Genomic DNA, 10,200 nt, shown 5'->3' with positions numbered 1-10,200 from the left:
CTTTCCATTCAAAATAATTTATTAAATTCCTTTATAGTGGTGGCAATGTCCTCTTTTTCAAATAAACCAGATATAACCGCCAACATATCTGCTCCAGCCTCAATTACATAAGGTGCATTGTCTAATGTAATGCCCCCGATACACACAATAGGTGTAACGGGAAACAATTTTCTAGCCCTACGAATTAAATCTAAGTTTGCTTTTACGGCATTAGGTTTAGTTGGAGAGGGGAACATGGACCCAAAAGCTATATAAGATGCACCTAATTCAACAGCTTTTGAAGCTAATTCCAATTCGTTATAACAGCTCATGCCAACAATAAAATTATTACTATTTAAAGCTTCACCCAGTTTTGCATCCAGTAAGTCCATGTCCTCACGGCCTAAATGCACACCATTTGCCTCACAACTTCTAGCCAGTTCTAAATTATCGTTAACAATTAAGACACAGTTATTTTTATCACAAATATTTTTTATAGCCTGGCACTGCTTAAGGCGCTCAAAGCTTGGTTCCTTAATTTTTCTGCGAAACTGCAACATGGGCAAACCAGCATCGCAAGCAATCTCAACTGCCTGTAATACTTTACTAAATTCAATCCAATCTGGGGTGATTCCGTAAAGTCCTCTTGGTATAAACATAACGTATCAGATTGATTAAAAAATTTTGTAAAATTAGATTTTACACTCAAGGATAGTTCATGAAGACATATATGTGTATCATTTGCGGTCATATTTATGACGAAGAACTCGGCGATCCAGAATCTGGAATTCCGCCTGGTACTAAGTGGGAGGATGTTCCTGCTGACTGGACCTGTCCTGACTGCGGTGGCACAAAGGACGATTTCCAAGAAATCCCTATGTAATTTGTAATGGCTCTTAATAAACTTGCTCTCTCAGGCTACTTCTTAGTAGCTATGCCGTCTTCTGGAGAATCTATCTTCGATAATTCTGTTGTTTATATTTTAAAACACGATGAAGACGGTGCTTTAGGTGTTGTTATTAATAAACCTAGTCCCCATGATTTAACTGATTTCGTGGAACCTATGAATCCCGACTTAGATGATGCAAACATACACGAAATACCTAAAGATAGCTGGGGTAAAATTCAGGAGAAGTTTCCCGAATCAAAGATTCTTACGGGCGGTCCCCTTGGGTTAGATCATATTTTGGTGGTCACAGAAGGGGATACCATGCCTGAGATGCTTGATAGCACTGAGATATTACAAGACTATGCAAAGGGAACAGGATCCAAAAGATTAGTTGTATTTAATGGGTATAGCAGTTGGGCCCCAAATCAACTTGAGGAAGAGATTGTGTCTAATTATTGGATAACTCTAAAGGGTGATTTGTCCCTAATCTTTGAGGTTCCTATTGAAGATAGATATCGTAAAGCTTTTGAGTTTATTGGTATTGAACCTCACGATTTACATGGTGGTAGTGGTAATGCATAATAATTCAAACAATTCATCTAAACCCTTAACCATACTAGCTTTTGACTACGGAAAAAAGAAAATAGGAGTTGCACTGGGAAATAGCATCACTAAAAGTGCACGTCCATTAGGTATTATTCACAATGATACTGTTGATGCTCGTTTTGAAGGAGTGGCTAACTATATAAACGAGTGGAATCCAGATTTATTGGTAGTAGGTCTTCCTATTACGTTAGGTGGTCAGGAACAAGAAGCAAGCCGTTTATCTAGAAAATTCGCAAATCAGCTTCACGGAAGATTTAATCTGCCTGTTGAACTTATAGATGAAAGGTATAGTAGCGTAGAAGCTCAAGAGATATGTCATTGCGGTCCTGACGAGGACCATTACGCAGCTGCAGTAATTCTTGAGAGATTTTTTAAACCTGAATACAACTCTAAACTAGTAACCGATACTAAAAAAGAGGATTAATCCATGTATAACCCACAATTAAATAAAAACGGTGAACTGGTTCATCTTTTGTCTACCGAGGGTTTACCGAAAGATATTATTTATCAAATTCTTGATACGGCGAAGGAATTTGCAGAAGCTTCATCTGAAGAGAGCAAAAAATATCCCTATCTCCATGGCAAAAACGTTTTTAATCTTTTTTTCGAAAACTCAACCCGCACTCGTACTACATTTGAAATAGCAGCCAAAAGGCTCTCTGCTGATGTTTTTAATCTTAATATTTCATCATCATCGACTTCTAAAGGCGAATCCTTACTTGATACGATTGATAACTTATCAGCCATGCAAGCCGATATATTTGTAGTTAGACATAATGCTAGTGGGGCTCCATATCTCATTGCCAACCATACAAAAGATCATGTACATGTTGTTAATGCAGGTGACGGCTGGCATGCCCATCCGACACAGGGCTTGCTTGATATGTACACTATTCGCCACTATAAAAAGGATTTTTCTAATCTAACCGTGGCTATTGTGGGTGATATTATGCATTCTCGAGTAGCTCGCTCTGATATACATGCACTTACTACGTTGGGTGCTGCTGAAATTCGTGTGATTGGACCCCTTACATTATTGCCTACTGCCATCGATAAAATGGGCGTAAAAGTGTTCACAAGCATGGAAGAGGGGCTACGGGATGTTGACGTTATTATTATGCTTCGTCTTCAAAACGAGCGCATGAGTGGAGCTTTATTGCCTTCAGCACATGAGTATTATCAGACATATGGCTTAACGGAGAAAAAACTTAAACTCGCTAAGGATGATGCAATTGTGATGCATCCAGGCCCTATGAATCGTGGTGTTGAAATTGATTCTCGCATTGCAGATGGACCGCAGGCGGTAATTCTGGATCAAGTTACGTTTGGGATTGCTGTTCGGATGGCTGTTATGAAAATTCTTGGGGGTACTAAATGAAATACGTTTTAGATAATGCTCGTTTGTTAGACCCTGCAAGTGGAAACGATGGTATTGCCACCCTAATAATTGAAGAGGGTAAGGTATCTAAAATTATTAAAGATAAAAGCATAGATAACTATGCAGAGGCCCAGAAATTTGACCTTTCTGGCAAAGTGATTATGCCAGGTCTTGTGGACCTTTGCTCTCACCTTAAGGGGGGCAATGATCCCTATCACAATCTAAATCGAGAACTTAACGCTGCTGTGGCTGGAGGTATTACAAGTCTTGTGTTGTCTCCAGATACTCAGCCAATTCTAGATGAACCTGGTTTGGTTGACACCATTCTTCGAAACGCTCAGGATATGGGCTTATCTAATGTTTACCCATTGGGTGCTTTAACCATGGGTTTAGAAGGGGAAGTTCTTGCACCCATGGCTACTTTAAAAAATGCGGGATGCATTGGTTTTTCTCAATCGAATAATCCGCTTATAAATCTCTCAACACTCAATAGAGCTATGCGTTATGCACGTACACATCATCTTGCTTTGTGGCTTCAGGCATCTGAACCGAATTTAACGGCTGATGGAGTTATGGCTAGTGGAGCATATGCCTCTAGATTAGGTTTAAAAGGAATACCCGTTCAGGCTGAAACTATTGCCTTAAATACCTTGTTTGCATTGCAAAAAAGCACCATGACCACTCTGCATATTTCAAATCTAACTAGTGCCGAGGGTATTAGTATCGTCAGGGAGGCTAAGAAACAAGGTTTGCCAGTCACATGTGATGTTTCTATAAATAATCTGACTTTTATTGATCAAGATGTTGGTTTTTTCGACTCTCACTTTAGATTAAGTCCACCACTTCGTTCGCAAAAAGATAGAAGTGCCATAACTGAGGGCTTATTAGACGGTACTATTGATGCGATTAGTTCTAACCATATGTCAGTTAGCAGTGATCATAAGCAGGTGCCCTTTGCAGAGGCTCAAGCTGGGGCTGTGGGGTTTGAATTGCTATTGAGCTCAGTTATTAAATGGTCCCTACAAAATAATGTTGCCTTATTAGATGCCATATCCTTTATTAGTAATAAGCCAGGTCAAATTCTTTCTAAGCAGTTAAACCTTGGTTCAATTCATGAAGGTATGCCAGCAGATTTAATTTGCGTGGATTTAGAGACAGAGTGGGTCCCAAGTAGTGACACATTGAGTAGCTTAAATTATCATACACCCTTTCTAAATTATCCTCTTCCTGCAAAAGTTAACATGACTTTTGTTGGAGGAAAGTTAGTTTTTAATAGGGAGTAGATTTTTGCCACTTCTTAGATTTTTTTATAGATTTTTATTTCTAGTTCTCATCATCCTTACGGGGATGATGTTTTTGGTGTTGTGTTACAAGGTTTTTAATCAAAAACGTAGAGATGAGGTAATAAGAAGATTATCTAAAGCTTTAGTTAGATCCACTGGTATAAAAATTCAGTACAAAGGAACACCAGTTTTAGAGGGACCCGTGCTGATAGTTGCTAATCACGTCTCTTGGCTTGATATTTTTCTTTTAAATTGCAAAAGAATAAATCGTTTTATTGCAAAAGTTGAAATTAAAAGTTGGCCAATTGTGGGCTGGATGGTGTCAGCCGTTGGAACGATATATATTGATCGCAGTTCTCGCCAGGGTTTGAAAGAAATCAATGAAAAGATGGCCGAATCTTTTTCCAAAGGAGATAGTGTTGGCTTATTTCCTGAAGGAACTACGACTGAGGGGTTCACCGTACTACCACTTTTTAGTGGTCTATTTGACGTTGCCATCAAAATGGAGATACCTGTGCAACCAGTGGCTTTGCTTTTCACTTATAAAGGAGAGAGAAGTGGTAGGGTTGCATTTGTAGGCGACCAAAGTTTGATGAAAAATTTATGGATACTTTTAAGTAGCAGAAAAGTTGGTGTTACTGTTAAATATCTTCCTATGATGCAGATGCCCGACAAGGGTGAACTTTCAAGGCAGGAGTTGACGGACTTTGTCTATAAACAGCTTCTAAATGAAGTGGCCACCCCCCAAATATCCTCACGGTAATCATATTCTTCTTTTAGGCTTACGGTTTTCCCCATCCACTTGAACTAGCATGCGATCGGAAAGCCTGATAGCCGTAAGCTTTCCGCCCCAGACACAGCCTGTATCAAGTGCTATTAAGTGCTTCTTGACCATAAGCCCCAATGTAGACCAGTGACCAAAAATTATGGTTAAGTCCTTACATTTTCTGTCAGCCACTTCAAACCAAGGTACTAAGTTAACCTGTTTTGAGTTTGAAGGAGCATCTTTAGATCCAAATTCCATAGAGCCATCTGGATAGCACATACGCATCCTAGTAAAGGAATTAATGATAACCCTGCGTCTGCGTGAACCCTTAAGGGAATCCGTCCATCTGTTAGGTTCATTTCCGTACATTTTCTCTAAATACTTTTTCCAGTCTTTAGATTGTAATGCTTCCTCTACCTCTCGAGCTAAAGATAAAGTTTTATCTAGATCCCACTTTGGCAATACTCCAGCATGCACCATCAGGTGCCCATGAGCATAATGTGCAAGTGGACGATGGCGTAGCCAATTAATAATATCCTTAACGTCTGGAGCACATAGAATTTCATTAATGGTATCGGTTTTGTTTTCCCTTCTAAACCCCGCATAACAAGCAAGCAAATGCAAGTCGTGATTTCCTAGGACAGTAACTGCCTTATCCTCCATAGACATGATATGACGAATCGTTTTGAGCGATTTTGGACCTCTATTTATTATGTCCCCCGCAAACCAAATTTCAGCATCAGAATCGTGCCTAATTTCTTTGGAATTAAGCAATTCCTTTAGGGGGTCAAAGCATCCTTGTACATCCCCGATAGCCCAAACGGTTTTACTTTTTTTAGTATCTGTCATGTCGTAATTTGAGGAGGTTTAGGTTTAGGTTTTCTTTCAATCATATATAGAGCATAGATAGCTAGTATCATTGCAATTATGTTTGGCAATGTAGCTGTAATCCAAGCAGGTAACTTACTGAGCATACCCATATTAAGTGACAATTGATTTACCATAAAAAATACTATACCTAAAAGTATGCCTATAAATATTTTAGCCCCTACGCCTCCCTTGCGAGTTTGTATAAATCCTAATGGTGTAGCTAGGGTGATCATAACAATCAAAGCAAAAGGATAACTGAGCTTTCTCCACAATGCTACTACGTGCTTATTGTGCTCTAATTGATTTTCCTTTAGGTAGTCAATGTAATCCAAAAGTTTTAAAGTTGACATTCTGTCTGGCTTTAATTCAGTCGCTAATAATCGATCTTGTGTTAATGAAGTTTTAAGTTTAATTTTTTCAAGTTTATTTGAATTTGAAACTTTTAAAACTGGATCATGTTCATCGTTTAGGATTTTGTTGATATCTACTAAACTTACAGTTTGAACTACGTTTGTTAGTTCCAACTCATTATTTTCTAAAGTCCCTGTTTCGGCGGAAAGCAAACGTTTAAATTGATTATCTATACTCGAATACTCAAAAACTTTTATGTTTTCGATTTCCCCGTCATTTTTAAGGTTTGTTAGATTAATTACGCGATAAGTATTTGATGAGACTGGTTCGCGAAACCAATATCCAGAATTTAGCTGATTACTTTTTTTTCCAAGTACTGCCATATTAATAGCACTGACTTTTTGATCTGCCCATGGAGTAATAACTTCGGAAAGCAAAGTAGCTAATACTATGATAGGAAGTGCAATCCACCACAACATAAATAATAATTTTCTGCTACTTAACCCTGAAACTCTAAGAATAACAAGTTCGTTTCTTTGAGCTAGATTTGCAAGGGCAACCACAGATCCAATCAATAACCCTATAGGTAGAATGTCGTATAGGCGTGTCGGCAGTTGAAATGCCTGAAGTGCCAGCATCACCCATACTGTATAGATTTCATTTATCTTATCGAATTCTTCAATGGTTTCAAAAAATGTAAATAGCCCGAGTAATACCACTAACACTAAAGAGCAGGTTCTATAAATCTCATGCGACAAGAGTTTTCTTGCGGTTTTCATATTAAATTCGCATCCAATGAAAGGGAAGCTAAGTCTACAGAATTAATTTTCAAATTTAATTCTTGACCTTTTTCGAAGGTATATGTTTTAGATAATTCAGCTACAAAAGGTAAATCATTAAATCTTACGATATTATTTCTTATAGCCGTAGCTTTAACTTCTGTTATATTTTCTTGAAGAATATATCTTAGGCACCAATATTTTTCTAAATTATTCTGATGCAAGCTGAAGTCACTATATACATCATCAAATTTAGCTATCAACTTTTGTAATTCAGCATCTTTTGGCTTAAACGGAGATATAAGTTGAGCTGCCATCCCACCTTTTATTAATGCTATCAATTGAGCTTGATTAACTAGATCTACAAATCTTCTAAGAGGCGATGAGAACCAAGCGTATTTATCCACACCAATTAATGCATGTGCCGTAGGTTTAGTACCTTGAGATGTCCGCCCAAAGTTATAACCTCTAAAAATTGCTGGTATTTTAGACTTGCTTATATCATCCGCCCATATGTGATTACATAAAATCATCAACTCAGCCACAATGAAATTTAATGGTGATGTCCTACATCTAGGCTCTATTTCAATTTTGTTTAATTCATCATTTATCTTAAATGTGTACTCATCTCTTTGGGTCTCAGGGTAGCCTCGGTAATCCTCACGAATTTTTCTTCTAGCTTTTGCAAATTTAAGTAGAGGATTAAATAAATCTTTATATTTACCTTCCTCAGAGGATTCCAGATATTCTTTTGTAATGATGTTATCGAGTTTGTTAAGTGCTAGATTTTCCTTTACTTCAATTAATTCAATCTTGTTTTCGTGTTCCAGTATTTCTCCAGTCTTTACATTTGCTTTTAAATACAGAGATACAGTTGGTTTTTCTTCTCCCTGATTCAATGAAAAGCTCTGAACAATATCATCTGGAAGCATTGTGTATTTTTCAGTGGGTGCATAAAAAGTAGACATCCTTTTGGTGGAAATTTTGTGCAACCAATTATCCCTTTCGTAAACTAGTGCTGGTGCTGCTATATGGATACTTATTTTGTAAATGTCTCCATCTACTTGCATTACACTAAATGCATCATCAATTTCCGTAGTTTGATCATCATCGACAGAATACGCTTCTACTGTAGCTTTATCTAATTTAGATTGAGATAATGTATTAGTGTCAGGCATTTTTATATCTAGCCCGAAAGTATGTGGACGCATTAATTCTGGGTAACTATACGACAACAAGTACTTATGAAGTTCAAGCTCGTTTTGAAATAATCCTAACTCCATTAGGATATTATTCAAACTTTTCCCGCTCTCTGTTAAATAATCCTCTAGAGCCTTATAAAAAAAAGGGGATTTATTTTTATTCAAAAATACCTGTGGGTCTTTGGCAATGCCCTCGGGCACCTCTTTTTTCCTTAGGGAATCAAGATATGACTTTTGTAAAGCTTCTTGCTGTTTCTTTTTTTCATTTGCAAGTAAAGCTGCCTCAATTTGCTCCTTAGGGGCTGGGATAAAATGAGTTTTATTTTTCTTCTGAAAGTAGATTGGGTTGGATCGCAAAAACTCTAATACCCCTAGCTTATACGAAGTTGGAGGATTTGGTAGGTCCGAACAAAGTTCGATTATGCTTTCAAATTCCATACCCTCGGCAGGAATAAGCTCCCATAAATCATTTGCTTTTAATGGTATCTCGGGAATAGCTCCATTCATAAGTTCGGTTGGATCGATATCTGTAAACTCTAATAATACGTTTTGTTTTTTTACTTTAACTACTTTGCCAGAAGAAGTAGTGACTTGAAATGTTGCAGGAGCATCCTTTGCAACGGTACCAGCTTTTATTTTTCCTGCTTCTTCGTAAAGTATATGCATAATTAGTTAGTAGATAAATCCTTAATTAATTTTTTATGAAGCCCTTGAAAACTACCATTACTCATAATGACCACATGGTCTCCTGATTTTACTTCCTCAAGAATTGCATCTTTCAATTTATCAACTTCATGGTAGATATGAACATTGGTTTGAGATCCAAAGATTTCTTCAGGAGTCCATCCTAATGCATGCTTACCGTGAAGTTCTCCATAAATATATATCTGGTCAGCATTTTTAAGAGCTTCAGGTAAAAATTTAGCCATAGTGCCTAGTTTCATGGTATTTGATCTAGGCTCGAACACGGCGATTATTCTAGGGTCTCCAACTTTTTTTCTTAATCCATCAATAGTAGTCGCAATTGCACTTGGATGGTGAGCGAAATCATCGTATATAGTGATGTTATTGGGATTACCAACAACTTCCATTCTGCGTTTTATGCCAGAAAAATTATTTAAAGCTTCAATAGCTAAAGCAGGCTTAACTCCAATTACATCAGCGGCTGCAATACATGAAAGTGCGTTTTTTATATTGTGAAGGCCAGTCATTTCCCAATTTATGTGACCAACATTTTGCCCATCTTTCAAAATATCAAAGTTTTGCGTTGAGTCAGAAATATTTACATATGACCATGTACCCCCATCCCCAATTTCAATTCTTTGGCAATACAAACCCCTGCTCAATATTCTATCGATAGTTTTATCGTTTTTAGGAACAATTAGTGTTCCATTTCGCGGTAATATGCGCACAAAATTATGAAATTGATTTTCAATCGCTTTTAAATCTGGAAAAATATCGGCATGATCATATTCAATATTATTAATAATCGCCGTATTTGCATGGTAGTGAACAAATTTTGATCTTTTATCAAAAAATGCTGTGTCATATTCATCAGCTTCAATTACAAAAAATTTAGACTGTGAATTAAATCTAGCTGATATATTGAAATCTTTAGCAATGCCACCTATTAAAAAATTTGGATTTAATCCAGCAGATTGCAGTATATGCGTAAGCATGGATGTGCATGTGGTTTTACCGTGAGTGCCCAACACTGCAATTACGTGCTGGCTTCTTAGAACATGCTCACCTAGCCATTGAGGTCCAGAAGTATATGGAAGCCCTTTTTCTAATATAACTTCCATAAGTGGGTTTCCACGTGTAACTACATTTCCAATTATGTAGAGATCTGGATTTAAATTTATTTGATTTTCAGAAAATCCCTCAATAAATTCTATATTTTGTTCTTTTAGCTGATCGCTCATAGGAGGATATACTCCCATATCACAGCCAGTTACTTTATGACCTGCGGCTCTAGCTATTAAAGCTAATCCACCCATGAAGGTGCCGCCTATACCAAGAATATGTATATGCATTATTTTTATATTTGAGGGAAAAATTTAACCCTCTATTATCTTATATATAAAGAGATCATGC

The 10,200-nt window shown here is 37.2% G+C and carries 11 protein-coding genes; 6 read left to right on the top strand and 5 right to left on the bottom strand.

The features are described from left to right. Positions 1–8: 8 nt before the first annotated feature. Positions 9–638: a thiamine phosphate synthase gene (gene thiE / locus KUI_RS07010; RefSeq protein ID WP_013521600.1), complete on the bottom strand. Its 630-nt coding sequence runs from the start codon at positions 636–638 to the stop codon at positions 9–11. A 59-nt stretch (positions 639–697) separates the two neighbouring features. Between thiE and KUI_RS07005 the strand changes: the two genes are divergently transcribed. From KUI_RS07005 to KUI_RS06980, 6 genes are read left to right on the top strand one after another with little or no spacing between them, the layout of a single operon-like run. After that, complete coding sequence (locus KUI_RS07005; protein ID WP_013521599.1) at positions 698–862, top strand: rubredoxin; 165 nt, start codon at positions 698–700, stop codon at positions 860–862. 6 nt (positions 863–868) lie between these two features. Beyond that, positions 869–1,450 carry a YqgE/AlgH family protein gene (locus tag KUI_RS07000; RefSeq protein ID WP_013521598.1) on the top strand — a complete coding sequence of 194 codons (582 nt, stop codon included), beginning with the start codon at positions 869–871 and terminating at the stop codon, positions 1,448–1,450. After that, positions 1,443–1,898: a Holliday junction resolvase RuvX gene (ruvX, locus tag KUI_RS06995; protein WP_013521597.1), complete on the top strand. Its 456-nt coding sequence runs from the start codon at positions 1,443–1,445 to the stop codon at positions 1,896–1,898. Before KUI_RS07000 ends, ruvX begins: the two co-directional genes overlap by 8 nt. A 3-nt stretch (positions 1,899–1,901) precedes the next feature. Next, positions 1,902–2,852: an aspartate carbamoyltransferase catalytic subunit gene (locus KUI_RS06990; RefSeq protein WP_013521596.1), complete on the top strand. Its 951-nt coding sequence runs from the start codon at positions 1,902–1,904 to the stop codon at positions 2,850–2,852. Next, entirely contained in the window at positions 2,849–4,135 is a 1,287-nt protein-coding gene (locus KUI_RS06985) for a dihydroorotase (RefSeq protein WP_014840605.1), read from the top strand. Before KUI_RS06990 ends, KUI_RS06985 begins: the two co-directional genes overlap by 4 nt. A gap of 4 nt (positions 4,136–4,139) precedes the next feature. Then, positions 4,140–4,898, top strand: coding sequence for a lysophospholipid acyltransferase family protein (locus tag KUI_RS06980; protein WP_013521594.1), 759 nt, complete (start codon positions 4,140–4,142; stop codon positions 4,896–4,898). Here the strand turns inward: KUI_RS06980 and KUI_RS06975 are convergent, their stop codons facing one another. Genes KUI_RS06975 through mpl form a run of 4 tightly spaced genes read right to left on the bottom strand, consistent with a single transcriptional unit; the run spans position 4,899 to position 10,139 of the window. After that, positions 4,899–5,750: a symmetrical bis(5'-nucleosyl)-tetraphosphatase gene (locus KUI_RS06975; RefSeq protein ID WP_013521593.1), complete on the bottom strand. Its 852-nt coding sequence runs from the start codon at positions 5,748–5,750 to the stop codon at positions 4,899–4,901. Beyond that, positions 5,747–6,901, bottom strand: a complete 1,155-nt coding sequence (gene lptG / locus KUI_RS06970) for an LPS export ABC transporter permease LptG (protein ID WP_013521592.1) — start codon at positions 6,899–6,901, stop codon at positions 5,747–5,749. Before lptG ends, KUI_RS06975 begins: the two co-directional genes overlap by 4 nt. Then, the gene (locus tag KUI_RS06965; RefSeq protein WP_014840604.1) at positions 6,898–8,769 is read right to left on the bottom strand and encodes a ribonuclease catalytic domain-containing protein; all 1,872 of its coding nucleotides are present in this window, start codon (positions 8,767–8,769) and stop codon (positions 6,898–6,900) included. The genes lptG and KUI_RS06965 overlap by 4 nt, the downstream gene beginning before the upstream one ends. 2 nt (positions 8,770–8,771) lie before the next feature. After that, positions 8,772–10,139: a UDP-N-acetylmuramate:L-alanyl-gamma-D-glutamyl-meso-diaminopimelate ligase gene (gene mpl / locus KUI_RS06960; RefSeq protein ID WP_014840603.1), complete on the bottom strand. Its 1,368-nt coding sequence runs from the start codon at positions 10,137–10,139 to the stop codon at positions 8,772–8,774. Positions 10,140–10,200: the final 61 nt, after the last annotated feature.

Origin of the sequence: Taylorella equigenitalis ATCC 35865, from assembly GCF_000276685.1 — a bacterium.
Classification (GTDB): domain Bacteria; phylum Pseudomonadota; class Gammaproteobacteria; order Burkholderiales; family Burkholderiaceae_B; genus Taylorella; species Taylorella equigenitalis.
Note: the sequence above shows the minus strand (reverse complement) of the source record. Positions and strands in the feature narration are given on the sequence as shown.

Excerpts from the sequence above, each read along its gene's own strand:
- thiE (WP_013521600.1), bottom strand. The coding sequence starts at position 638 with ATGTTTATACCAAGAGGACTTTACGGAATCACCCCAGATTGGATTGAA.
- KUI_RS07005 (WP_013521599.1), top strand. The coding sequence starts at position 698 with ATGAAGACATATATGTGTATCATTTGCGGTCATATTTATGACGAAGAA.
- KUI_RS07000 (WP_013521598.1), top strand. The coding sequence starts at position 869 with ATGGCTCTTAATAAACTTGCTCTCTCAGGCTACTTCTTAGTAGCTATG.
- ruvX (WP_013521597.1), top strand. The coding sequence starts at position 1,443 with ATGCATAATAATTCAAACAATTCATCTAAACCCTTAACCATACTAGCT.
- KUI_RS06990 (WP_013521596.1), top strand. The coding sequence starts at position 1,902 with ATGTATAACCCACAATTAAATAAAAACGGTGAACTGGTTCATCTTTTG.
- KUI_RS06985 (WP_014840605.1), top strand. The coding sequence starts at position 2,849 with ATGAAATACGTTTTAGATAATGCTCGTTTGTTAGACCCTGCAAGTGGA.
- KUI_RS06975 (WP_013521593.1), bottom strand. The coding sequence starts at position 5,750 with ATGACAGATACTAAAAAAAGTAAAACCGTTTGGGCTATCGGGGATGTA.
- lptG (WP_013521592.1), bottom strand. The coding sequence starts at position 6,901 with ATGAAAACCGCAAGAAAACTCTTGTCGCATGAGATTTATAGAACCTGC.
- KUI_RS06965 (WP_014840604.1), bottom strand. The coding sequence starts at position 8,769 with ATGCATATACTTTACGAAGAAGCAGGAAAAATAAAAGCTGGTACCGTT.
- mpl (WP_014840603.1), bottom strand. The coding sequence starts at position 10,139 with ATGCATATACATATTCTTGGTATAGGCGGCACCTTCATGGGTGGATTA.